General features: G+C 36.8%; 25 protein-coding genes and 1 tRNA gene. 18 read left to right on the top strand and 8 right to left on the bottom strand.

What is annotated here, in order from left to right:
• The first annotated feature begins 11 nt into the window (after positions 1 to 11).
• The 3 genes from hemE to LW137_RS01950 all read left to right on the top strand — a co-directional run bounded on the left by hemE (position 12) and on the right by LW137_RS01950 (position 2,083).
• Positions 12 to 1,034: a uroporphyrinogen decarboxylase gene (gene hemE, locus LW137_RS01960; protein ID WP_233032739.1), complete on the top strand. Its 1,023-nt coding sequence runs from the start codon at positions 12 to 14 to the stop codon at positions 1,032 to 1,034.
• Positions 1,034 to 1,957, top strand: coding sequence for a radical SAM protein (locus LW137_RS01955; protein WP_233032738.1), 924 nt, complete (start codon positions 1,034 to 1,036; stop codon positions 1,955 to 1,957). Before hemE ends, LW137_RS01955 begins: the two co-directional genes overlap by 1 nt.
• A gap of 51 nt (positions 1,958 to 2,008) precedes the next feature.
• Positions 2,009 to 2,083: transfer RNA gene (locus LW137_RS01950), tRNA-Asn, on the top strand.
• 48 nt (positions 2,084 to 2,131) lie between these two features.
• Here the strand turns inward: LW137_RS01950 and LW137_RS01945 are convergent.
• The 7 genes from LW137_RS01945 to LW137_RS01915 are packed head-to-tail and all read right to left on the bottom strand — an operon-like array spanning position 2,132 to position 7,903.
• Positions 2,132 to 3,535: an aldehyde dehydrogenase family protein gene (locus tag LW137_RS01945; RefSeq protein WP_233032737.1), complete on the bottom strand. Its 1,404-nt coding sequence runs from the start codon at positions 3,533 to 3,535 to the stop codon at positions 2,132 to 2,134.
• On the bottom strand, positions 3,529 to 4,395 hold the full coding sequence (locus LW137_RS01940; protein ID WP_233032736.1) for a polyprenyl synthetase family protein: 867 nt from the start codon (positions 4,393 to 4,395) through the stop codon (positions 3,529 to 3,531). Before LW137_RS01940 ends, LW137_RS01945 begins: the two co-directional genes overlap by 7 nt.
• Positions 4,355 to 5,428 (bottom strand): DUF7488 domain-containing protein, encoded by a 1,074-nt coding sequence (locus tag LW137_RS01935; protein WP_233032735.1) that lies wholly within the window; start codon positions 5,426 to 5,428, stop codon positions 4,355 to 4,357. The genes LW137_RS01940 and LW137_RS01935 overlap by 41 nt, the downstream gene beginning before the upstream one ends.
• Before the next feature lie 38 nt (positions 5,429 to 5,466).
• Entirely contained in the window at positions 5,467 to 5,772 is a 306-nt protein-coding gene (locus LW137_RS01930) for a YbaB/EbfC family nucleoid-associated protein (protein ID WP_233032766.1), read from the bottom strand.
• Positions 5,773 to 5,791: 19 nt separating this feature from the next.
• Positions 5,792 to 7,096, bottom strand: a complete 1,305-nt coding sequence (locus tag LW137_RS01925) for a UDP-N-acetylmuramoyl-L-alanyl-D-glutamate--2,6-diaminopimelate ligase (protein ID WP_233032734.1) — start codon at positions 7,094 to 7,096, stop codon at positions 5,792 to 5,794.
• Positions 7,093 to 7,653, bottom strand: a complete 561-nt coding sequence (locus LW137_RS01920; protein ID WP_233032733.1) for a hypothetical protein — start codon at positions 7,651 to 7,653, stop codon at positions 7,093 to 7,095. The genes LW137_RS01925 and LW137_RS01920 overlap by 4 nt, the downstream gene beginning before the upstream one ends.
• Before the next feature lies 1 nt (position 7,654).
• Positions 7,655 to 7,903 carry a NifU family protein gene (locus LW137_RS01915; protein WP_233032732.1) on the bottom strand — a complete coding sequence of 83 codons (249 nt, stop codon included), beginning with the start codon at positions 7,901 to 7,903 and terminating at the stop codon, positions 7,655 to 7,657.
• A 130-nt stretch (positions 7,904 to 8,033) separates the two neighbouring features.
• Here LW137_RS01915 and LW137_RS01910 point away from each other — a divergent pair, with 130 nt between their 5' ends.
• Together LW137_RS01910 and LW137_RS01905 are read left to right on the top strand one after the other, a co-directional pair.
• Positions 8,034 to 9,596, top strand: a complete 1,563-nt coding sequence (locus LW137_RS01910) for an inorganic phosphate transporter (protein ID WP_233032731.1) — start codon at positions 8,034 to 8,036, stop codon at positions 9,594 to 9,596.
• 70 nt (positions 9,597 to 9,666) lie between these two features.
• Positions 9,667 to 10,995, top strand: coding sequence for a hemolysin family protein (locus LW137_RS01905; protein WP_233032730.1), 1,329 nt, complete (start codon positions 9,667 to 9,669; stop codon positions 10,993 to 10,995).
• Positions 10,996 to 11,002: 7 nt separating this feature from the next.
• Here LW137_RS01905 and LW137_RS01900 read toward each other — a convergent pair whose 3' ends face one another.
• On the bottom strand, positions 11,003 to 11,326 hold the full coding sequence (locus LW137_RS01900) for a c-type cytochrome (protein ID WP_233032729.1): 324 nt from the start codon (positions 11,324 to 11,326) through the stop codon (positions 11,003 to 11,005).
• Between the two features lie 63 nt (positions 11,327 to 11,389).
• On the opposite strand from LW137_RS01900, the gene folD reads away from it, so the two are divergent.
• From folD to LW137_RS01835, 13 genes are all read left to right on the top strand, one after another.
• On the top strand, positions 11,390 to 12,244 hold the full coding sequence (folD, locus tag LW137_RS01895) for a bifunctional methylenetetrahydrofolate dehydrogenase/methenyltetrahydrofolate cyclohydrolase FolD (RefSeq protein ID WP_233032728.1): 855 nt from the start codon (positions 11,390 to 11,392) through the stop codon (positions 12,242 to 12,244).
• Positions 12,241 to 13,218: a signal peptidase I gene (gene lepB, locus LW137_RS01890; RefSeq protein ID WP_233032727.1), complete on the top strand. Its 978-nt coding sequence runs from the start codon at positions 12,241 to 12,243 to the stop codon at positions 13,216 to 13,218. Before folD ends, lepB begins: the two co-directional genes overlap by 4 nt.
• A complete protein-coding gene (locus tag LW137_RS01885) occupies positions 13,205 to 13,855 on the top strand; it encodes a zinc metalloprotease (protein ID WP_233032726.1) in 651 nt (216 codons plus the stop codon). The genes lepB and LW137_RS01885 overlap by 14 nt, the downstream gene beginning before the upstream one ends.
• Positions 13,856 to 13,865: 10 nt before the next feature.
• On the top strand, positions 13,866 to 14,312 hold the full coding sequence (gene rpiB / locus LW137_RS01880; protein WP_233032725.1) for a ribose 5-phosphate isomerase B: 447 nt from the start codon (positions 13,866 to 13,868) through the stop codon (positions 14,310 to 14,312).
• Complete coding sequence (locus LW137_RS01875) at positions 14,313 to 14,654, top strand: hypothetical protein (protein WP_233032724.1); 342 nt, start codon at positions 14,313 to 14,315, stop codon at positions 14,652 to 14,654.
• A gap of 11 nt (positions 14,655 to 14,665) precedes the next feature.
• Complete coding sequence (locus LW137_RS01870) at positions 14,666 to 15,193, top strand: adenine phosphoribosyltransferase (protein ID WP_233032723.1); 528 nt, start codon at positions 14,666 to 14,668, stop codon at positions 15,191 to 15,193.
• A gap of 10 nt (positions 15,194 to 15,203) precedes the next feature.
• Positions 15,204 to 15,788 (top strand): DedA family protein, encoded by a 585-nt coding sequence (locus tag LW137_RS01865; protein WP_233032722.1) that lies wholly within the window; start codon positions 15,204 to 15,206, stop codon positions 15,786 to 15,788.
• On the top strand, positions 15,788 to 17,173 hold the full coding sequence (locus tag LW137_RS01860; RefSeq protein ID WP_233032721.1) for a leucyl aminopeptidase: 1,386 nt from the start codon (positions 15,788 to 15,790) through the stop codon (positions 17,171 to 17,173). The genes LW137_RS01865 and LW137_RS01860 overlap by 1 nt, the downstream gene beginning before the upstream one ends.
• Positions 17,173 to 18,273: a redox-regulated ATPase YchF gene (gene ychF / locus LW137_RS01855; protein ID WP_233032720.1), complete on the top strand. Its 1,101-nt coding sequence runs from the start codon at positions 17,173 to 17,175 to the stop codon at positions 18,271 to 18,273. Before LW137_RS01860 ends, ychF begins: the two co-directional genes overlap by 1 nt.
• Before the next feature lie 88 nt (positions 18,274 to 18,361).
• On the top strand, positions 18,362 to 19,096 hold the full coding sequence (locus LW137_RS01850; RefSeq protein ID WP_233032719.1) for a radical SAM/SPASM domain-containing protein: 735 nt from the start codon (positions 18,362 to 18,364) through the stop codon (positions 19,094 to 19,096).
• A 58-nt stretch (positions 19,097 to 19,154) separates the two neighbouring features.
• A complete protein-coding gene (locus tag LW137_RS01845; RefSeq protein WP_233032718.1) occupies positions 19,155 to 20,255 on the top strand; it encodes a hypothetical protein in 1,101 nt (366 codons plus the stop codon).
• Between the two features lie 66 nt (positions 20,256 to 20,321).
• The gene (locus tag LW137_RS01840; protein WP_233032717.1) at positions 20,322 to 21,515 is read left to right on the top strand and encodes an outer membrane family protein; all 1,194 of its coding nucleotides are present in this window, start codon (positions 20,322 to 20,324) and stop codon (positions 21,513 to 21,515) included.
• Between the two features lie 37 nt (positions 21,516 to 21,552).
• Entirely contained in the window at positions 21,553 to 22,647 is a 1,095-nt protein-coding gene (locus LW137_RS01835) for a DegT/DnrJ/EryC1/StrS family aminotransferase (RefSeq protein WP_233032716.1), read from the top strand.
• The last annotated feature ends 30 nt before the right edge of the window (positions 22,648 to 22,677 follow it).

Raw genomic sequence — 22,677 nt, 5'->3', positions numbered from 1 at the left:
AGGAGGAAGAAATGATCTTTATTGATGCAGCTTTTAGAAAAGAAACACCCTATACTCCTATTTGGATGATGCGTCAAGCTGGACGATACCTTGATGAATATAAAGAGGTTAGAGCAAAAGCTGGGAGCTTCTTGGATTTATGTCAGAATGTTGAGCTTGCCACAGAAGTTACTCTTCAGCCTGTTGATATTTTGGATGTGGATGCAGCAATTTTGTTTAGTGATATTTTGGTTGTTCCTTATGAGATGGGATTGGGATTGGAATTCTTATCTGGAGAGGGCCCCAAATTTAAAGACACTATTTGCAATGAAAGTGATCTTTTGAAGCTCAAATGCGGAGCTTCAAATCGCTTAGAATATGTTTATGATAGTATTTCTTTAATACGCTCAAAACTTGCAAAAGACAAGGCTTTGATTGGTTTTTGTGGTTCACCATGGACTTTGGCGACTTATATGATTGAGGGTGAGGGGAGCAAGACTTATACTCAGAGTAAAAAAATGCTTTATACTCATCCAAAGCTTTTGCATACCCTTTTGCAAAAAATTACACAAGAATTAAAGGCCTATCTTGTTTCTCAGATTAAGGCAGGAGCAAATGCTGTGATGATTTTTGATTCTTGGGCAAGTGCCTTAGAGCTTCAAAAATATTTAGAGTTTAGCTGGAATTATATGAAAGAGATTGCTAGAGAGCTTAAGCAGCAATATCCACATATTCCTATCTTACTTTTTCCAAAAGGTGTAGGGGCTTATTTGGACTATATTGATGGAGAATTTGATGTGTTTGGGGTTGATTGGGGTACACCCATAGAGCTTGCAAAGCAAAAACTTGGATCAAAATATGTTTTACAGGGGAATCTTGAGCCTGCAAGATTGTATAACTATGAAGAGATGAAAAGTGGGGTGGATCAAATTTTGGCAGTTATGGGAAATCAAGCGGGCCATATTTTCAATTTGGGGCATGGAATGATTCCAGATCTTCCGCGAGAAAATGCGATTGCTTTGGTGCAAATGGTGAGAGAAAAAACAAAACGCTAATGCAAAAGATTGTTTTTGGTCCAATTTTTTCTCGTCGATTTGGACTTTCTTTGGGGGTTGATTTATCTCCAGCTTTAAAACAGTGTAATTTCGATTGTTTGTATTGTGAGCTTGGAAGAGCAAAAACAAGTCAAAAAATGCAAGAAATTGTTTCGCTAGAAGATGTGCTTTATGAAATTCAACAGGGATTAAAGCAGCATCCCCAAATTGATGTATTGAGCATTACGGCAAATGGAGAGCCAACACTTTATCCTTTTTTACTCGAACTTTCTTGTGCGCTCGGAGAACTTGTAGGGAATCAATGCAAAACATTGATTTTGAGTAATGGTTCGCGTTTTGGAGACCAAAAAGTCAAAGAGGCATTAAAGCATTTTGATATTGTTAAATTTTCTCTTGATTGTGTGAGTGAAAAGTGTTTTAAGAAGTTGGATCGTCCGCACAAGAATCTTTTTATAGATGAAGTATTGCTGGGGATTGAAGAATTTGCAAAAGAATTTGATGGGGAATTGGTTGCTGAAGTTTTGGTCCTTAAGGATATTAATGATTCTCTAGAAGAGATGATGAAAATTGCAGAGTTTTTGAGAAAGATTGGTGTTTCAAGGGTAGATTTAGGAAGCGTTGATCGTCCACCTGCTTATAAGGTCGAAGGTGTTGATCAAAGTGTTTTGGAACAATTGTGTGGGGCTTTTAATGGGTTATATGTCAGTATCCCTCAAAGAAAGGAAGTGCATTCTCTTCCTGTAAAAAAACTTAAACATAAAGAAGAGCTATTAGAAATCTTAGCAAGACGCCCTATAGCCGAAAATGAATTGCCAATGCTTTTTTCTAAGGAGAGTTTTGTATATATTGAGGAATTGTTACATGAGGAAAGAATTTCTATTAAAACAGTTGCAAATATGAAATTTTTTGCTCTAAAGTCTTGACAAAATATCTAAAAAAGTCTAAAATCCCACTTTCTTTTTGAGTTAATTTATTCCGGATTAGCTCAGCGGTAGAGTAGGCGGCTGTTAACCGCTTGGTCGTAGGTTCGAATCCTACATCCGGAGCCATTCAATTCTTGAAAAATTCCCCTATTTTTTAATTTTTATTCATAAAAATCAGAGCTTTAAATATCTTGTTAAGAAATATAGCCATTTCAATTTTGATATACCTAAAAAGTGTGTATATGGACGATATCGCAAGGGTAACTCCCATTTTGGAGATTTGTAGATTGATTTTTTATGACAAAAAGTCTCAATGCTGTATTTTCCATGATAACTTCCAATTCCACTATTCCCAACTCCTCCAAAGGGTAGATGAGGATTTGTAATATGCATAATGCAATCATTGATGCATCCTCCCCCAAAAGATAGAGAAGAGAGTATCTGATCTTGTATTGGCTTATTTTGACTAAAGAGATAGAGTGCAAGAGGTTTTTCAAAAGCGAGTATAAATTGGATACATTGTTGGATTTCTTCATAGGTAAAAATAGGTAAAATCGGAGCAAAAATCTCTTCTTGCATCAAGGGAAGCTGAAGGGCTTGTGTATGAGATAGAGATCCAAAATCAATTAGAGTAGGTTCAATTTTTTGGTTTTTATTTTGACCTCCATAAACTTTTCCTAAAGAATGGGGGGATTCTAAAAATTTGATGGCTCGCTGAAAATGCGTTGGAGAAATAATGGTACCAATTGTTTCAAGCGGAGTTGCAGAGAAGGCTCTATTGATTTCTTCTTGAATCAGTTTGAGAAATTTGTCTTTAATGGAACAATGAATCAGTATAAAATCTGGGGCTACACAAGTTTGTCCAGCATTGAAAAACTTCCCCCATACAATTCTTCTTGCACTTAATGCTAAATCTGCACTTTTATCAATAATGCAAGGATTTTTCCCACCCAGTTCAAGAGTGTAGGGAATAAGATTTGGAGCACAAGCAGAAGCAATGATTTTGCCTACCTGTGTGCTTCCTGTAAAAAAGACATAATCAGGCTTTTCTTGTAAAAGTTGTTGTGTGATTTCCCCATCTCCACATACAACACAGACAAAGGATGGATCAAAGATTTCTTGGATGATTTTTGTAATGATTGCTTGCGTATGGGGTGCGTATTCTGAGGGCTTTAAAATAACACAATTTCCAGCAGCAATTGCTCCAATAAGGGGAGAAAGACAAAGAGAAAAGGGATAATTCCATGGAGAAATAATCAATACTACACCATATGGATCATAATAAATCTGACTTTTTCCCATAAAATGTGTGAAGGGCGTCTTAACTGTTTGAGGCTTTGTATAATGTGCAAGTATTTTGAGGGTATGGTTGAGTTCTTGTAAAACTCGCATAATCTCACTCATATATCCCTCTGTGGGATCTTTCCCTAAATCTTTATGTAGGGCATCTAAAATTTCTTGTTCGTATTTGTAAATTGCAGATTGGAGATTTAAGAGTGCTTTTTTTCTGTATTGAGTGCTTGTGCCTAGATTTTGAAGAAAAAATTTTTTTTGAGAAGCAACAAGCTCTTTTACCATTGCAGATATTCTTCTAAGAGTGTATTTAGATTGATTTGAAATTGTGTGTGTTGAATGCATTGGATGCATCGATGGATATGTTCAAGATAAACTGCAAGCTCATCTTTTGCACCCTGAATCCCTAAAAGATTAACATAGTTGTTTTTGTGAATATCTTGTCCTATAGGTTTCCCAGCTTTTTCTTGCGATGAGGTTGTATCAATCAAATCATCGCGAATCTGAAAAAAGATCCCTAGCAAGATTCCAAGATCCCAAAGGGAACCAAGCTTTTGCTTTGAGAGATTGGCGATAATTCCACCCATTTTGAGGCTTGAGGCAATTAGTTTGGCTGTTTTGAGGGTGTGAATATTTTGAAGTTGGTTGAGATTAAGAAGTTGATCTTCAAAATAGCAATCTAATGCCTCTCCAATAATCATTTGACATGTACCCAAAGCAAGGGTAGAGATGAGTGAAATTTGGGTCGTGGGCTCTAGTGGAGATTGTGTAATCAGATCAAATGCATAGCTATTGAGAAAATCTCCACTTAAAATTGCTGTGACTTCATTGTATTTTGTATGAAGGGTGGGGTGTCCTCTTCGTAGTGATGCATTATCGATGCTGGGTAGGTCATCGTGAATAAGAGAAAATGTATGGATGGCCTCCATTGCAAGTGCTGGAAAAAAAGCTTTAGAGATATGTTCTGGAGAGAAAGCATCTACGACACAAAATATAAGGGCAGGACGGAATCTCTTTCCGCCATTTTTCATCATTTCCCAAACCGCCTCTTGAAAATGTGGATGAAAACTTTGAGCTTGAGGAGTGTGAGATTGGAGAAAGGATTCAAAATCCAAAAGGATTGTATCGAGCTTTGATGTAATCATTTTGTATTCCATTGATGAGATTAATTGTAAATTGAAAGCCATCACGAGAAATCAGTACTTCAAGTTTCCCAAGACTTACCGCTTGTGTTAAAATCTCTCTTAATCGCGCTTGGACATCTTTGGGGTTTTGTTTGGTGTAACTAAAAATCCTTTCCCCATTAATCCATAAGATAATATCTCCCTTGAGTAGGCCTTGCTGAAGGTTATATTTTGCTGGATCAGTAGAGATGACTTTTAGTTCATTGTCAAGTTTGATGCCAATGCGATCAAAAAAGATATCAGGGAGAAGAAAACCACCATATCGGGGTTGAACAACAACATCAAAAGTGAGCGTTTCTGTTTTTTTCTTATTGATGCGTTTAATGGTTACTTGAGCAATAGAGTCTTTTTTGAGATTGGAAACAAACCATTCAAATTCATTGTAGTCTTTAATAGGTTTTTGATTGATAGAGAGAATTTCATCATCTTTAAGAAATGGGACATTGGGAAAGAAGGGATCAACATATTGAACCTTAAGTGTTTTGTTTTTAGAATCTGTGGGATAGATTCTGATGCCAAGATCTCCATAATAAGGAGTATCTTGCTCTAAAAAACGACTTAGATATTTATGATCAATAAATTGATCTTTTTGAGTGCCCAACCCATAGATTTGATAACAGATATTTGAGATAACGCCATTGCGTGGAACTTCTCCGCTAAAGCGAGCATAATCAAGAAAACCCTGTTGGGATTGAAGGATGATTCCCTTTTGGATTGTTTTGGAGCTAATGCTTGCCATATTGAGAGTTTGTGCTTTGGAATCAATGGGCATTAATACATAGCTAGGTTTATCTTTTATGGGAAGATTGAGAATATAAAGCCCGATAAAGGGATCAGCTTTGAGAATTTGCTGATTTTTGGGAGGAGTTGGAAAAAAGGCAACAAAAAATTTTTGTTTTTCATGTTCGATTAGAACAGCGCGTGTCTGCTCAACAGGAACAGAGGCATCGCGATAATATTTTTGACAAAAGCTAAAATCATAAGAAAAGCTCAAGCATATACAGAGTGCAAAAAAAGCAAGAAAACGCATTGTCAGGATTGTCCGAAGAGATTGAGCCCTCCTAGCATATTAAGAGCTTCATTTTTTTTGTCTTGATTGATATTGTGATAAGCGTCATTAATAGCGCTAATGAGGAGAATTTGAAGCGATTCTTTGTCTTCAAGAAGAGAAGAATCAATATTGAGATCTATCATTTCTCCAGAACCATTCATGCTAACACTAACCAATCCACCTCCACTTTTGCTTGTGTAAATTTTATTTTTGTTTTTTTCTTCAAGTTCTTTGGCTTTTTCCTGAAAATTTCCTAGCATTTCTGTGAGTTTGTTAGGGTCAAACATATTTGTCATTAAATTCCTTTTATTGTGAAATATTAAGGGATTTTAGCACAGAGCGAATAACTTCCCTGTCATCAAAAGGAATGTATTGGTCCTGAATAATTTGGTAGGGTTCATCTCCTTTTCCTAAAACAAAGAGTATTTCATCATCCTGAAGATGAGTGATAGCGTGCTGAATGCTTGCAAATCTATCAGGGTTGAAAGAGATGATTTTTTGGTGATTTTGAATTCCTGATGCAATTTCTTGAATAATGCATTCTGGGTTTTCGCTGCGTGGATTGTCGCTTGTAAGGTAGATTTTTGAAGCATATTTTTCTGCTATGGCTCCCATCTTAGGTCTTTTTTCTTTATCTCTATCCCCTCCTGCACCAAACACAACAACAATTTTTTGATTTTGAAAATTTTCTAAGATTTTTTCCATTCCATCGTGAGTGTGGGCAAAATCAACAACAATAAGAGGTGAAGAAGAAACAATTTCCATTCTTCCCTCAACCCCTTGAAAGTTTGCCAAAGACATACAAATTTCTTGAAGAGAAAGAGGAGTGGTTTGCACAAGCGAGGAAATACAAGCAAGGGCATTATACAAGTTGTGCAAACCGCACATTTGGAGTTTGAGATGGGCTTGATGACTTGGAGAATGGATTTGGGCAGAAATAAAAGGGAAACTTATGATGTTTGTAGCTTTAAAGTCTGCTGGGCAATGCAGGCCGTATGTTATGGCTTTTTGAATGTGAGCGTTCTTTTCATCAGCATTGATTACTTCAGGACAGCTATGGTCAAAAAAGCTATTTTTGACACGAATGTATTCTTCATGTGTTTTGTGAAAATCAAGATGATCGCTTGTGATGTTGGTGAGGATTTTGCAAGCAAATTGCAAGGATGCAATGCGATTTTGGACGATTGCGTGAGAGGAAACCTCCATGACAAAAAAATCACATTCTTTTGCTTCTTCAAGAAGTGTATAGAGTTCCAAAACGGTAGGTGTCGTCAGCCCCTTTGGTCGCTTTTGCACTCCATTGATAAAAAATCCTCTTGTACCAAGAAGGGCGACTTTGTGGTGATTTTGTTTGAGTGTATGAGCAATCAATGCAGCTGTAGTTGTTTTGCCATTTGTACCTGTGATACCGATAATGTGTTTGGGAAGAGAAAAATAATCTTTGAGCTGATCTTCTTTGATGCTTTGAATGTGTGAAACATCTTGATGAAAGCGTTCATTGAGCGTTGTTTTGACAAAAAGACATTGTGGATCTTTTAGCGCATCAGATGAATGATCGCTTAGGGAGTAAAACTGGCGATTATGAGCAAAAATAGTTTTTTGAATTTTCATTTGAGATGCTTGATTGCTTTTTGTAAAATTTGATTAAGATTAAGATCAAAGCCCATTGTTTCACTGATATTTTCTGCATATTGCATTGAAAGATCAGCATATCCTCTATCTATGAGAAAATTCAGAAATTCATACACTTCTTCTTTGTGGGAAAAAATGATTTTTGTGCTTAGAGAAAAATCTTCAAAGGCTTCCTTGAAGTTTGGTTTTGTAAAAACAAATTTTTTGAAATCCTCATAGGAAATACAGGAAAAAGATTCTGCATTTTGCAATAAAGATTGGGAGAAGTTTTCAGAATCTTTGCTTTCTTTGCTATCCATAGAATCGATAATGTGAATAACTTTCTGCTGTGCTGTTTGAGAAGATTCTTCAGAAAGTAGAGCATAATAAAATTCCAATAATCCCAATGCTTTTTGTGGATCAAATTGGGCGATATCACACAATAAGATTCCCATTTTTGCTTCAAGATTTAAAGGATCTGCTTCTAGTTCTTGGGCAAAAAGAGAAAATGCTTTTTGATACTCTTCTTTTGAGAGAAAGTCAAAAGCATGTTGCATTTTAGTCTTCTTCAACTTTAACCACCTGAATGTCTGGATGAATATCAATTTGTAATTGTCGCTGGATTCGATTCTTTAGAGTTACTGTGCTACTTGGGCATCCCTTGCATGCCCCCTCAAGTTTAATATATACACATCCTTTTTCAATTTTGATCAATTTAAGATCTCCTCGATCTTTGATTAAAAAAGGGCGCACTTTTTCTAGGCTAATTTCAACAGGTTTTTGTAGTTCAGAATCTGAAAAAATCAATTTTATTTTCCCTTAATCATGGATTATTTTTTAGGCAAGCACTATATACATCATTGGTAAAAAAGTCAAATGTTTTTCAATAAAATCGGTATGATTTTGTCTCTTAAATTTCTGCACAAGGGAGTTTTTAGTGGATATTAGAGACTATAAAAAGCTAGATAAAGCAAGTCAATCTATTCAAAAAGATAGTGTTAGAGTTGGCATTGTGATGCTTTTTGTAATTTTTACTGGATTATATGCTTTTGGTTTGTCCAATATCTCCAACCCTACAATGCTTGCATTTGCAGCAATTATTGGTGGATATATGGCGATGAATATCGGAGCAAATGATGTGGCCAACAATGTTGGTCCAGCCGTTGGCTCAAAAGCAATGACGCTTTTGAGTGCGATTTTGATTGCTGGGATTTGTGAGGCAATGGGGGCAATTATTGCTGGGGGAGATGTTGTGGATACGATTAAATCAGGAATCATTAACAAAGATGCAATTGCTGATTCTCATATTTTTCTTCTTTTGATGTTTTCGGCTCTGCTTTCTGGTGCTTTATGGTTGAATTTAGCCACTTTTGTGGGGGCTCCTGTTTCAACCACACATTCTTTGGTTGGTGGAATTTTGGGTGCTGGTGTTGCTGCAAGTGGTTTTAGTGTTGTCAATTGGGGAGTTTTAAAAAATATTGCTTTAAGTTGGATTATTTCTCCGGTGATGGGAGGAGTCATTGCTGTTGTTTTCCTGATGGTGATTAAAAAAACAATCTTGTATAAAACCAAAAAAAGAGAAGCAGCAAAAAAAGTCGTGCCAATTTTGATTGCATTGATGACTTTTTCCTTTTCATTGTATTTAATCACTAAGGGTCTGAAGAAGATTTTGCCTATGGGAATAGGGGTGGCTGTTTTGATTAGTGTAGTTTTGGCTTTCGTGGGGTATCTGCTTGTGCGTCCTTGGGTGGCTAAAAAATCTCAAGAAATTGATCAAACAAAAGAAGCGATCAATGATCTTTTTACAATCCCTTTGATTTTTGCTGCTGCATTATTGAGTTTTGCACATGGTGCCAATGATGTTGCCAATGCAATTGGCCCACTTGCTGCAATCAATCAGGTGCTATCAAGTGGGGCTGGAGTAGCGGGCAAGGCTTCTGTTCCGCTTTGGATTATGATTGTTGGGGCCTTTGGAATCTCGCTTGGGTTGATGTTATATGGGCCTAAATTGATTAAAACTGTGGGGAATGAAATCACGGATTTGGATAAAAAAAGGGCGTTTTGTGTGGCAATGAGTGCGGCTATTACAGTGCTTGTGGCTTCCCAATTGGGTCTTCCTGTAAGCTCGACACATATTGCAATTGGAGGAATTTTTGGGGTGGGATTTCTAAGAGAATATCTTGAGAAAAAACAAATGCAAGCACAAGAATTAATCTTGCAAGCACATAGAGGAAAAGACCAAAAAGAGGTTGAAGAGTTCTTGCATAAATATAATCTTGCAAGCATGAAGCGTAAGGGCCTAATGCTTAGTGCTCTTAAGAGGCGTGAAATTCAGATTTTAGATAAAAAAGAAACCAAAAAGCTTAAAAAAGCATATAAAAATGAGCTCGTCAAAAGAGGAGCATTTAAAAAAATTATTGCTTCATGGCTTATTACAGTTCCTGCATCTGCCTTTGTTGGAGCGGGGATTTATTATTTATTGATTTGGCTGGGTTTGTAGAATTTTAATTCCAAAAAAGGATAAAATCCCTTGACTTAATAAAGAAATATAAACACAAGGAGTTATTATTTTGGATCCTTACCAGTCGGTGTTGATGGTTATTTTGGCATTGGTTCTTGTTCTTTTAAATGGTTTTTTTGTACTCTCTGAGTTTGCGATTGTTAAGGTGCGTCGATCTAAGCTTGAGGAGCTTGTAAAAAATGGTAGTGGGGGTTCAGCCAAATTGGCTCTAAAAATTTCTAACTCTCTTGATAGTTATCTTAGTGCAACTCAGCTTGGTATCACTCTTTCCTCTTTGGCATTAGGTTGGATTGGTGAGCCTGCGATTGCCACTCTTTTTAACTCCTTGTTTATTGTATTTGTGGGGGAGGAGAATTTGATTTTGGCTCATACTTTCAGTTTTGTTGTGGCATTTACTTTGATTACCTTGCTTCATGTAGTTTTAGGAGAGCTTGTTCCTAAATCAATTGCGATTGCCAAGGCTGAACATATGGCATTGTTTATTGCGCGACCATTGCATTATTTTTGGATTTTGCTTTATCCTTTTATTCGGCTTTTTGAAATGCTTTCGGGTTTTGTTTTGTCGCTTATTGGTGTGCGTCCAGCCACGGAACATGAAATTGCGCATTCTGATGAGGAACTTAAAATTATTGTGGGGGAGAGTTTAAAGGGGGGATTTATTGATTCTGTTGAGGGGGAGATTATCAAAAATGCAGTGGATTTTTCCGACACAGTGGCTAAAGAAATTATGACACCAAGAAAAGACATGATTTGTCTTGATGCAGATGAGAGCTATGAAGAGAATTTAAAGGTTGTTATGGAGACTAATCATACGCGTTATCCTTATTATAAAGAGAGCAAAGATAATATTTTGGGAATGATTCATATTCGTGATTTATTGCAAGATACGCTCAAGGAGACACATGATCTGAGCTTACTTGTGAGACAGCCATTGATTGTCCCTGAAAATACTTCAATTTCAGAGATTTTGAAAAAGATGAATAAAGAACAGATCCATACTGCTCTTGTTGTGGATGAATATGGTGGGACATCAGGACTTCTAACGATGGAAGATATTATCGAAGAAATTGTTGGGGAAATTAGCGATGAGTACGATTGTAAGAATGAGGAGATTGTCCAGATTGATGAAAAGACTTATAGAGTCAATGGAATGCTTGGACTTGAAGAGATTGAAGAGAAAATAGGGGTTAAGTTAAGTGATGAATATGAGCATGTGACTTTAGGTGGTTATGTGTTTAATTTGCTAGGAAGCTTACCTGTTGTGGGTGAAGCAATTGAAGATGAAATGTGTCTATATGAAGTCTTGGAAGTAGATGGTGCTCGGATTAAAGAATTGAAAGTCACCAAAAAAGAACAACAAAGTCAAGAAGAAGATTGATTTGCAATCATTGACTTTGTAAGAAATTAAAAATAGCTTGAATTTCTTTATCTGTGAGATAATATTTGGGCATTAGCCCTTCGCTTGCATTGACTTTTTCTATAAAGGTTTGCAAAGAGAGATGATTGATTTGAGGAGCGATAAGTTTTTTATCTTTCCCCCTTGATTTGTAGGTGGCAATGAGTATTCCTTCACCTTTGGCGCCATGGCACTTTTGACAACTGATGCCCCGAGGATTTTCATAAAGTTTTCTTCCATATTCTAATTCGTCAATAAAATCTTCTCTTCCCCATGCAAAAACAAGAAAGAGCAAAAATATTTGCTTTTTCATACAATGCCTCAAGTGTAATTTATCTATAATTATATGAAAAAATCCAAATTTAAGGACGATTGCGTGAAGCTTTTAGATGGAAAGACTTTGGGAAGTACTATAGAAGAACAAATTAAGCAAGAAATAAGAGAATTGAATCAAAATTTTATTTATCCCACATTGGCAGTGATTTTGGTAGGAAATGATGCCCCAAGTGCTTCTTATGTCAAGATGAAGTCTAAAGCATGTGAGCGCGTAGGAATCAACTCTTTAATTTTTGGAATGCCTGAAAATACTAGTGAAGAGTTTCTGCTTCAAAAGATCGAGGAGCTCAATAAGGATTTGAAGGTTCATGGTATTTTGGTGCAACTTCCACTGCCTCAACATATCAATACGCAAAAAATTTTAGAAACAATTGATCCTCAAAAAGATGTTGATGGATTTCATCCGCTAAATATGGGGAAGTTAATGGTGGGGCTTGATGGATTTATACCGGCAACCCCATTGGGTGTGATGCAACTCTTAGAGGCATATCATTTGAGCGTGAGAGGCAAGAACTGCGTTGTGATTGGTGCAAGCAATATTGTAGGAAAACCTCTAGCTTCTTTGTTGCTTAATGCTGGCGCAACAGTGAGTGTATGTCATATTTTGACAAAAGATGTGAGCTTATTTACAAAAGAGGCAGATTTTGTTTTTGTTGCTGTGGGTAAGATAGGGCTATTGACAGCAGAAATGATTAAAGAGGGTGCAGTTATTGTGGATATTGGTATTAATCGCACAAATGAAGGAGCGATTGTGGGAGATGTGGAATTTGATTTTGTTGCTCCTAAGTGCAGTTTCATTACTCCTGTTCCTGGAGGAGTGGGCCCAATGACAATTGCGACACTGCTTCAAAATACACTTAAAAGTGCCCGAAACTTTGCAAAGGATATGAAATGAAATTTCTTTCTAAGCTCTATCGCTTTTCCTCATCTTGGACAGGAACGATCATCATTGTTGCTTTTGTGATTTTTTTTGTTGCTCAAGCCTTTGTGATTCCGACAAGATCAATGGTTGGAACGCTTTATGAGGGAGATATGCTTTTTGTTAAAAAGTTCTCTTATGGGATTCCTATTCCAAGAATTCCTTGGATTGAGATACCTGTTTTTCCTGATTTGAAGGGGAATGGGCATTTATTTGAAGGCAAAAGACCACAAAGGGGGGAGGTTGTTGTGTTTATTCCTCCTCATGAAGAAAAAACATATTATGTAAAGAGAAATTTTGCCATAGGCGGAGATGAGGTCATTTGGAGTCAGGAAGGCTTCTTTTTGCGCCCCAAAGAGGGGGATGAGGGGATTAAGAAATTTTTCCCAGAAGCAAAAATTCAGGAATTTTTTGGGAAAAAGTTTGTAAAAAATCCATATGCACAGAATCACTTAGGGATTGCTTATCGTGCAAATAATGCAAGATTCCAAGAAGCTGTTAATGCTTTAAGTTTTGATGGGGAAAAATGGGCAATACTTGGGGCATGTCAAAATGAAAAAACAAAAGAAATTTATGAGTGTAAGCAAGATTTTTCTATGATCCCTATCAAAAAGGATGGCAGGGCGATTGATGCTTATACTCTTTATAATCAAGGCGATGTTGTGTTTTATAAAAAAATCGCTCAAGATGAGTTTTTTATGATTGGAGACAATCGCGACAATAGTCTTGATTCTCGATATTGGGGAAGTGTGCCATATGCACAAATTATTGGAACACCTTGGCTTGTATATTTTTCAATTAATCTTAACAATTCCCAAGAAGCTCAGGAGTATGCTAGAAAGCTTGGAAAAGATGAGGGGTGGTGGAAATATACAGTTCGATGGAATCGTGTTTTTAGAACAACAGAAGGTTTGGAAGAGGATTTGAGGAGAGGAAATGCTAACCAGTAGTTTTGACTTGCAGGGCATTATTTTCTCTTATCTTGCCCTATTGGTAACGATTATTGGATGTGAGTTGAGTTTGAGTTATTTGACAAAAAGTTATGCCCTAGATTGTATTGAAGCTAACGATTTGGTGAATTCTGAGGGGAGAGTGACTTTTAATCCTCTGCGCTATTTTGATTTGTTTGGAACAATCATCTTCCCTCTCATTATGCTGTTATTGCAATCTCCTATTTTGTTTGGCTGGTCTAAAACTTTATGGCTAAATATGCAAAAGGTTGTAAATCGACATGGTATCAATCTCGCAATTCTTCTTGCTTCAAGCGGGGTGTTTTTTCACTTTTTTATTGCTTTTTTGGCAAGTTGTTTGATTACTTGGAATCCTCTTGTGCAGTTAGAAGGTTTTTGGCAAACACTTGTGCTTTTCAATGTGTTTTTTGTGGTCATTAAGCTATGTCCAATTTTGCCATATGATGGATTGAAAATTTTGAGTTATATTGGCCTAAAATTTGGAACAGATGCGTTGATGAGATTTTATTGGATGCTTATTCCTTATGGAATGATTATTTTGATTATTTTGATTCTAACGCCATTGAAGGGGATGCTTTTGGTGCCTGCAAATTTAATGTTGAATTTTTTGTTATAAAGGATGTGAGATGATCAAGTATTTTTTGGCCACAGACCATGCAGGCATTAGGGTTAGAGATTTTATTCTTTCTTATTTTGAAAAGCAAAATTTAGAAATTGTTGATTTTTCTCCCAAAAGCGAGGAGAGAGTTGATTATCCTGATTATGCTAAAAAGGTTTGCATAGAGGTTTTAAAAAGCGAGTTTCATCGTGGAATTTTGGTGTGTGGAAGTGGGATTGGGATGAGTATTGCTGCCAATCGTTTCTCTGGCATTAGGGCTGGACTTTGCACTGATGCCTATATGGCAAAGATGACAAGAGCACATAATGATGCCAATGTGTTGTGCTTGGGAGAAAGAGTGAGTGGTTTGGGCGAAATTGAGTCGATTTTGGAAGCTTTTATACAAACACAATTTGAGGGTGATCGACATTTGATGAGGATTAAAAAAATTGAGGAACTGATAAAGGAGCTTTAAATGTGGGGATTATTTGGTCAATGGTTCTTGGTTACAAGCTTTATTATTTTTGTATTGTATATGGGAATCCGGACTTTCTATTATCGTTCTGTAGCTCAAAGAGAAGAGAAAAATTCTGCCAAGATGAAATTAACACTTCAGGATGCAGAAATCTTAATACGCAAACATCAGGTTCAACTTCAGAGAGCTTTGGGAGATATTGAGATTCTTACACAAGAACTAACTGCATTAAAGGGCGATATTAGAAGTTTGAAGCAAAAAAATTCTCAGTACAAAATTGAGGCAGATCGCTACAAGACGCGTATTAAAGAGCTTGAACAAAAGATTGAAGCACTTTTATAGAGGAAGAGAAGATGAGAAATGAGTTATTGAGCAATATTCGTTGTGTTCAAGATTATCCAAAAGAGGGTGTATTGTTTCGGGATATAACAACACTGTTGCATGAAGGAAAGGTTTTTAGAGATTTGATTAACTATCTCAAAGAGCGATATGAAAATGAGCAGATTGACTTTGTTGTGGGGTTAGAATCAAGAGGATTTATGCTGAGCGCTCCTTTGGCCTATGCGTTAGGAGCGGGGTTTGTTCCTATTCGCAAAAAAGGTAAGCTTCCCTATGCAAAAGTAAGTAAAACTTATACTTTGGAATATGGGGAAGATGCAATTGAGATCCATTTAGATGCGTTTAAGAAGAAAGAGGGGGCTAGAGTAGTGTTGGTAGATGACTTGATTGCTACAGGAGGAACGGCTTGGGCTGGGGTTGAGCTTATTGAGGAAATTGGAGGGAAATGTATAGAAGCTTGTTTTCTTTTAGATTTGGTAGATTTTGGTGGATCATCAAAGCTAAAAACAAAGACAAAGGTGCATAGTATTTTGGAGCTTTAAAGGAGAGAAAATGGGTCTTGAAGAGTGGATTGTAGAGCTTTGGAATACGCATGCGGGGACTTGGGGGTATTTGATTTTATTTTGTTGGAGTGTTTTGGAGGGGGAGCTGGGACTGATCTTTGCGGGACTTGCGACACATGATGGTCATATGAATCTTTTTTTGGCGATTTTTGTTGCTGGACTTGGGGGATTTGTCGGAGATCAGATTTATTTTTATATTGGGCGATTAAATAAGAAAAACTTAAGAAATGTTTTGTCCTCACAAAGACGAAAATTTGCCCTTGCTCATATTTTGTTGAAAAAATATGGCTGGCCTATTATTTTTATCCAGCGTTATATGTATGGGATGAGAACGATTATCCCTATGAGTATAGGTCTAACCCGTTATAGTGCTTTAAAGTTTGCAATTATTAATCTTTTGAGCGCGTGGGTATGGGCTGCCATTACAATTGTATTTGTATGGTATTTTGGAGAAGTAATTTGGGAGATTGTGGGGTGGTTGAAATCTCATCCTTATCTTTTGATTCCGCTTGCGATTGTCTTAGGAGGGGGAATCTTGTATTATTTTCAATATAAAACAAAAAGGAGGTCATAATGTTGGAAGTAAAAATTACTGATATGAAAGCAGAGTGTGAAGTTTTTTTTATTGCATCTGTTGAAGAAGCAAAAGACAAAGAACTCTTACAAGAGATGAATTTTAAAGATGCGTTGTTTGTGCAAGCTTCTAAGGCACTGTATATCAAAATTGATTCTCAAGAAAAAGATGTCTTACGAGAAGCTGCTTCAAAAGCTATAAAAGCGATCAAAAAACTCCCCTATCGCAGTGCAAAAGTGCATTTGTGTGGAGGGAAAGAAGAGGTTCAGGCGATACTTATGGGACTGTATTGCGGAGATTATGCTTTTGAGCAATATAAAACCCAAAAAGAAGAAAAAGTTTTAAGAGAAATTTATATTGATTGTCAGTGTGAAAAGATTGAAGATATTGTTTATGAATGTGAGATTATTGCTTCATCTGTATGCTTTGTGCGTGATTTGGTTAATACTGCTCCAAATGAGGCGACACCAGAATTTTTGGCAGAAGTTGCACAAAAAGAGGCACAGCGATTAAAGATTGAGTGCAAAATTTTTGATGTAGAAATGATGAAAAAAGAAAAGATGCATTCTCTTTTGGCTGTAGCACGCGCTTCTAGTCAAGAGCCAAGATTGATCCATTTGACTTATAAGCCACAAAATGCAAAAGCCAAAGTTGTGTTTGTAGGAAAAGGTTTGACTTATGATAGCGGTGGGTTAAGTTTGAAGCCTTCAGATTATATGGTGACAATGAAGGCTGATAAATCTGGAGGTTGTGCTGTAATAGGGATTATCTCCGCTATTGCTCAGCTTGGACTTCCTTTGGAGGTGCATGGAGTTATTGGGGCTGTTGAGAATATGATTGGAGGAAATGCTTATAAGCCTGATGATATTCTTCACTCAAGAGAGGGTAAAAGTATTGAAGTGAGAAATACTGATGCAGAAGGAAGACTTGTTCTTGCGGACTGCTTGAGCTATGCACAAGATTTAAATCCTGATTATTTGATTGATTTGGCAACCTTAACTGGTGCTTGCGTTGTGGGGCTTGGAGAATATACCTATGCAATTATGGGCTTTAATGAAAAATTGAAAGATCAATTTGAAAAGAGTGCAGTGCAAAGCGGGGAGCTTGTCGCGCAATTGCCTTTTAATACTCATCTTAAAAAACTCATTGATTCTAAGATTGCTGATGTGTGCAATGTATCTTCATCTCGTTATGGTGGAGCTATTACTGCAGGATTGTTCTTAGCAGAATTTGTCCGCAAAGAATATCAACATAAATGGTTGCATCTTGATATTGCTGGTCCGGCATATATTGAGAAAGAATGGGATATTAACCCTTATGGTGCAAGCGGAATTGGCGTGAGAGGTTGTGTAGAATTTGCAAAATTTTTGAGTGAGGAAAAATAATGGGGTTGTCAATCGGAATTGTTGGTCTTCCCAATGTGGGAAAATCAACGACCTTTAACGCATTAAGTCAAACTCAAAATGCACAAGCTGCTAACTATCCCTTTTGTACAATTGAGCCTAATAAGGCTATTGTGCCTGTTCCCGATGAAAGACTAAAAGAGCTTGCAAAAATTGTCAATCCTGAGCGGATTCAACATTCTGTTGTTGAGTTTGTAGATATAGCTGGTTTGGTGAGAGGAGCAAGTAAGGGAGAGGGGCTTGGGAATCAGTTTCTTGGAAATATTAAAGAGACAGATGTGATTTTGCATATTGTGCGATGTTTTGAAGATGAAAATGTTACTCATGTTGAGGGAGGCGTGGATCCCATAAGAGATGTGGAGATTATCGAGCTTGAGTTATTGTTGGCTGACTTGCAAACGCTTCAAAAGCGTATCGAAAAGCTTGAGCGTCAAAGTAGGGCAGATAAACATGCAAAAGAAGTGCTTGAAATAGCCTTAAAACTTCACAATCATCTTCAGGAAGGGAAAAGTGTAAGGACTTTTGAGAATCGAGAGGATGAAAGATTTTTTGAGCTAGATAAGGAATTGCGTTTTTTAACCAATAAAGAGGTTATTTTTGGGGCAAATGTAGGTGAAGAGGATTTGATTGAAGATAATTCTTATGTTTTAGCTCTCAAAGAATTTGCTCAAAAAAGTGGGTGTGAGGTGATTAAGCTCTGTTCAAAACTTGAAGAAGAAATGGTGGGGATGAGCGATGAGGAGCGACAAGAGTTTCTTTCATCGTTGGGATGCGAAATGAGCGGTTTGGAGCAGATTATCAAAAAAGGATTTGAAAAGCTGGGATTGATTAATTATTTTACCGCAGGGGTAAAGGAGGTGCGATCTTGGACAATCAAAAAAGGAGATAGTGCTCCTGTGGCTGCGGGTGTAATTCATAAGGATTTTGAAAAAGGCTTTATTCGAGCAGAAACGATTGCTTATGATGATTTTGTTCGATATGGTGGAGAAACCAAAGCCAAAGAAGCTGGAGCAATGCGAGTGGAGGGAAAAGAGTATATTGTCCAAGATGGAGATGTGATGCATTTTAGATTCAATGTCTAGATATTTTAAAAAAGCTTATATTGAGATCAGTGATATTTGTGGATTGAAATGTAGCTTCTGTCCTTCCATTAAGGGTAGAAGAGGGAAGATGGATCTTGGGGTATTTGAAAAAATTTGCCTCCAACTTCAAGGGAAGTGCGATGTGATTGATTTGCATCTTTTGGGTGATCCTTTAAAGAATCAAGATTTATTTGATTATTTGAGGATTGCATCTGCCTTTAATCATCGCGTTGAAATCGTAACAAGTGGGTATTATCTTAAGAAATGGGACTTTAAAAAACTTTTATCACCTCCTATTAGACAATTTAATATTTCTTTGAGTGCTTTTGGCGATATCAATAATCCCAAATCAAGTGAGTATCTTCATCATTGCTTGGAATTTGCGACATTTCACCAAGAACGCAATATGACTTGCTTTGTCAATCTAAGAATGCACAAAAGTCGTCTTAATGAAGAAATAGCTCGGTTTTTTTGCCATGCCTTTAATGTGAAGTATCAATTTGAGCGTGATAGGATCAAGCTTGGCGAGTATTTATTCTTGACATTGAGCAAGGATTTTGAATGGATTGATTCTGCAAACTTTCACTTCAAGAAAGAAAAGTTTTGTTATGGATTAAGTGCTCAGATTGGATTTTTGGCAGATGGGCGAGTTGTGCCATGTTGTATTGATTGTGATGGAAAAATTGAGCTTGGTAATATCAAAAAACAAAGCTTGGAGGAAATTCTTTCTTCTTCTTTGTCGCAACAGATTCTTTTGGGATTTCAAAAAGGAGAGGCGTATCATATAGAGTGTCAGAGATGCACTTATCCTGCCCAAAAATAAAATGGACTATTTTTTGCTTGTATGTCAAAAGGATTAGAATTTATTGCTAAGGATTGCAGTGCGTCAGAGGATTTTTCTCTTATTGTTATTATGTTCTTCCTTTTTGCTTTCTTCAGAGATTGCTCTTGCATTTCAGCAAGGAAAAGCAAAAGGACATGTGGGGACTTTTGCTCATATTGACTTTGTCGGTGATTCGACTTTTTTTGATCTTAGTTCTTCCTTTTCATATCAAACTGCAAGTTTTTATGGTTATAAATTCTTCGTATCTGCTTGGTTTAATCCTCCAATTTATGAAGTGAATCGCGGATTTAAGGACCATAAATCTTGGTTTGAGATTACCGAGCTTGGAATTAATTTTTTTAATTCAAGATTAAATTTTGGTTTTGATGCAGGTCGATTTGCATATAAGGCAGATTGGGTATATAACTATGTTCAAGGAGTGAGCTTTTTTCATACTTATTCTCCGCTGATTAGTTATAGCATCACTTGGATCAATCAAAGTGCGTGGGTTAATTACTATAAGATGACAAATTTTAGGGAAGCTGATAATTGGTTTGGAGGGGTGCTTGCTGATGCTGTCTTTAAGATTCCCAATACAAATGTGGAAATCAATCCTTATATTTATAGTGTTGCAAATATGTTTTGGGCTCCAGCAGTTGGAGCAAAAGCGACTTTTGAATTTTTGAGATGGAATTCAGATTTGATTTGGCAGGGAAAACTATTGTCTTATATTGCCTATCACAATAAAGATTATAGGGGAAGTGGAATTCTCTTCTGGTCGGATTTAATCTATAAGGATCGGTTGAGGGATTATGATGTAGGAGGGGGGATAATGGTTACTGATCGTAATGGTGTGAAAGATTTAGCTGTGTTTGGCCAAAATACTGAGTTTGATAATATTGATGGAATGCTTGAGGGGGGATCAACAAGTCTATATGCATTTAGTAAATTTCACTTTAAATATGATATTTCTCTCAAGGTAGCAACAAGACTAACATTTGTAGGGGGTAATAATCTCTTTGGATTGGAAACAAAATTGGGATATTTTCCGATTAAAAAGCTTGAGTTGGGAACAGATTTTTTGATGCTTTCTGGGTATCAAACTCAAAACAAGGAGGATAATTACACATTGCGCATGTTTTTGCAATATCATTTTTAAAGTTTTTTATTTTTGACGATTTAAGTGAAGATAAAAATAAATTCATCTACAAATAAAGGAGAGACGATGAAGAAAAGTTTTTTTGGTTCTTTAGTGTTGATGGGATTGGCAATTTCAAATGCAAGTGCTGTAGATTTCAGTACTTTTGGCCATGTTGGAACAGCATATAGTTTTGGAACAAATCAAAGCATTGATGGTCAAAAGCCATGGTTTGGTGGATTTACAGGGCGCGTTGGTTTTGAGCTTGGAATGGGGCCAGTAAGTGTTGGTCTTGGTGTTGCAGGAGCTCTTCCATATGGAATCAAGCCTGATGGGAATTATAGAAATCATATTCAACATGGAGTATTTACAGACCCTAGAGATGTCAAATGGTATAACTGGCTAAGCGATGCTTATTTGCGAGTTGATACAAGAATCTTTTCAATTGTAGGTGGGCGCTATGATTTAACGAAATTTTTCTCAGGCAAAGATGGAAAGGCTCACACGGGGGTAGATTGGATTTCTGGACAAAATGAAGGGGTAAGCTTTAAACTTGATACGAGATATTTTGCATGGTGGGGAATTTATTCATTTGAAACAATGGATTTTGGAGCCAAAACACCTAATCGCTTGGGTAGTGATTTGATGGGATTCCATCAATATGAAAAGAGCGGACATTTGATTTCAACAGGATTTGATATCAATATTAAAGAAATGATCTATATCGATCCTTTTGTGACCTATAACATTGATCAAAAGTATTTGCAAGCTGGTGGAAAGGTTCAAGCAGAATTTGGAAAAGGAGCCTTTAAATCCAAAACAACTTTAAGAGGAATGTATCAACATAGAGATTATCACAACTCTAATACATTTTTAGGTTGGGGAGATCAGGAGTTTTTGATTTCTAATCTCTTTAAGTTTGGTGGGGGAGGATACTATGTGGGCAAAGAAGATGGAATCATGTACTTCAGTGACAACACACGCTTCTATGGAAAAACCTTTGGCGGAGGAATTAATTACTTTGCTGGAGGCAGTGGGGTTTGGTATGTGTTTGCAGGAATTGAACATAAGTTTTTTAATTTTGATTTTATTTATGCTGATGGAGATTACAAAGAAATTTCAGCTATTGCTCAAGTTAATCTTTTCAAAAATCAATGGGTTGACTTGGGTGTTGGTGGGGGATGGATTAGATCAAGTTCGTATTATGGACAGAAAGAGGATGGAAGCTATCATATCGGAACGCAAGATCGCGGTGTCGCTTTTGTAAAACTTTCATTCTAATTGTATTCTCCCCTTGGGGGGAGGGAAGAGGGGAATTATGAAAATCGAATTTGTCAATCTTTCAAGACAATATCAAGCTTATCATCAATATATTGATCTACAAATCCAAAAAACATTAACTCAATCTTCTTTTATTATGGGTGAGCAAGTTAAGGCTCTAGAAAAAGAACTTCAAGTCTATACAAAATCTCCCTATGTAGTTGCCTGTTCGAGCGGGACAGATGCCTTGCTTTTGTCGCTAATGACCTTGGGAGTACAAAAAGGGGATGAGGTAATCACAACACCCTTTAGTTTCTTTGCAAGTAGCGAGGTGATCGCTTTCCTTGGGGCCAGGCCTGTTTTTGTGGATATTGATGAAAAAACTTACAACATTGATCCTCTTTTGATTGAAGAGAAGATTACTCCACGCACAAAGGCGATTTTACCCGTAAGTTTATTTGGACAAGTGTGTGATATGGATGAAATTAATGCTTTAGCGCTTTCTTATGGCTTAAGTGTGATTGAGGATGCTTCACAAAGTTTTGGTGCGCTTTATAAGCAGAGGAAATCTTGTTCTTTAAGTGAATTGGCTACAACAAGTTTTTTCCCTAGCAAACCTTTGGGATGTTATGGAGATGGAGGAGCTGTCTTTTGTCAAAAAGAAGAACACGCTCAAAAAATTTCCTCTCTTATTAAGCATGGACAAACAAAACGTTATGAACATCGCTACATTGGGCTTAATGCAAGACTTGATACGATTCAAGCTGGAGTTTTGCTAGCAAAGCTTCCTTTTTTGGATGATGAATTAAAGAGGAGACAAGAAATTGCCCAATATTATTCTCAGAATCTCAAAAATTGTGTTGTGCCTATGGTTTCTCAGGATAGAGAGAGTGTATTTGCGCAGTATTCAATCCGAGTTCAAAATCGAGATCAATTAATTTCTAAACTTCAAGAGTTGGGTATCCCCACAGCTGTGCATTATCCAATTCCCTTGCATCTACAAGAGGCATTTTCGTATTTGGGTTATAGGCTTGGTGATTTTCCTGTAAGTGAGAGAGTTTCTAAAGAGATCTTATCTTTGCCAATGAGTGCATTCTTGTTGCAAGAAGAGCAAGAATATATTATTGATCATTTTAATTTTTTAAACTCTTAAAGAGAGATAGTAAAATATTAAATATCTTAA

Origin of the sequence: Helicobacter kayseriensis (genome assembly GCF_021300655.1) — a bacterium.
In the GTDB taxonomy this organism is placed as follows: domain Bacteria; phylum Campylobacterota; class Campylobacteria; order Campylobacterales; family Helicobacteraceae; genus Helicobacter_G; species Helicobacter_G kayseriensis.
This window is presented reverse-complemented; position numbering and strand designations above follow the sequence as displayed.

Coding starts and splice junctions, on each gene's coding strand:
- rpiB (WP_233032725.1), top strand. CDS start 13,866: ATGATCAAGTATTTTTTGGCCACAGACCATGCAGGCATTAGGGTTAGA.
- LW137_RS01870 (WP_233032723.1), top strand. CDS start 14,666: ATGAGAAATGAGTTATTGAGCAATATTCGTTGTGTTCAAGATTATCCA.
- LW137_RS01875 (WP_233032724.1), top strand. CDS start 14,313: ATGTGGGGATTATTTGGTCAATGGTTCTTGGTTACAAGCTTTATTATT.
- LW137_RS01900 (WP_233032729.1), bottom strand. CDS start 11,326: ATGAAAAAGCAAATATTTTTGCTCTTTCTTGTTTTTGCATGGGGAAGA.
- hemE (WP_233032739.1), top strand. CDS start 12: ATGATCTTTATTGATGCAGCTTTTAGAAAAGAAACACCCTATACTCCT.
- LW137_RS01860 (WP_233032721.1), top strand. CDS start 15,788: ATGTTGGAAGTAAAAATTACTGATATGAAAGCAGAGTGTGAAGTTTTT.
- LW137_RS01865 (WP_233032722.1), top strand. CDS start 15,204: ATGGGTCTTGAAGAGTGGATTGTAGAGCTTTGGAATACGCATGCGGGG.
- LW137_RS01835 (WP_233032716.1), top strand. CDS start 21,553: ATGAAAATCGAATTTGTCAATCTTTCAAGACAATATCAAGCTTATCAT.
- LW137_RS01885 (WP_233032726.1), top strand. CDS start 13,205: ATGCTAACCAGTAGTTTTGACTTGCAGGGCATTATTTTCTCTTATCTT.
- lepB (WP_233032727.1), top strand. CDS start 12,241: ATGAAATTTCTTTCTAAGCTCTATCGCTTTTCCTCATCTTGGACAGGA.
- LW137_RS01850 (WP_233032719.1), top strand. CDS start 18,362: ATGGATCTTGGGGTATTTGAAAAAATTTGCCTCCAACTTCAAGGGAAG.
- LW137_RS01930 (WP_233032766.1), bottom strand. CDS start 5,772: ATGTTTGACCCTAACAAACTCACAGAAATGCTAGGAAATTTTCAGGAA.
- LW137_RS01840 (WP_233032717.1), top strand. CDS start 20,322: ATGAAGAAAAGTTTTTTTGGTTCTTTAGTGTTGATGGGATTGGCAATT.
- LW137_RS01925 (WP_233032734.1), bottom strand. CDS start 7,096: ATGAAAATTCAAAAAACTATTTTTGCTCATAATCGCCAGTTTTACTCC.
- LW137_RS01955 (WP_233032738.1), top strand. CDS start 1,034: ATGCAAAAGATTGTTTTTGGTCCAATTTTTTCTCGTCGATTTGGACTT.
- LW137_RS01945 (WP_233032737.1), bottom strand. CDS start 3,535: ATGGTAAAAGAGCTTGTTGCTTCTCAAAAAAAATTTTTTCTTCAAAAT.
- LW137_RS01920 (WP_233032733.1), bottom strand. CDS start 7,653: ATGCAACATGCTTTTGACTTTCTCTCAAAAGAAGAGTATCAAAAAGCA.
- ychF (WP_233032720.1), top strand. CDS start 17,173: ATGGGGTTGTCAATCGGAATTGTTGGTCTTCCCAATGTGGGAAAATCA.
- LW137_RS01940 (WP_233032736.1), bottom strand. CDS start 4,395: ATGATTACATCAAAGCTCGATACAATCCTTTTGGATTTTGAATCCTTT.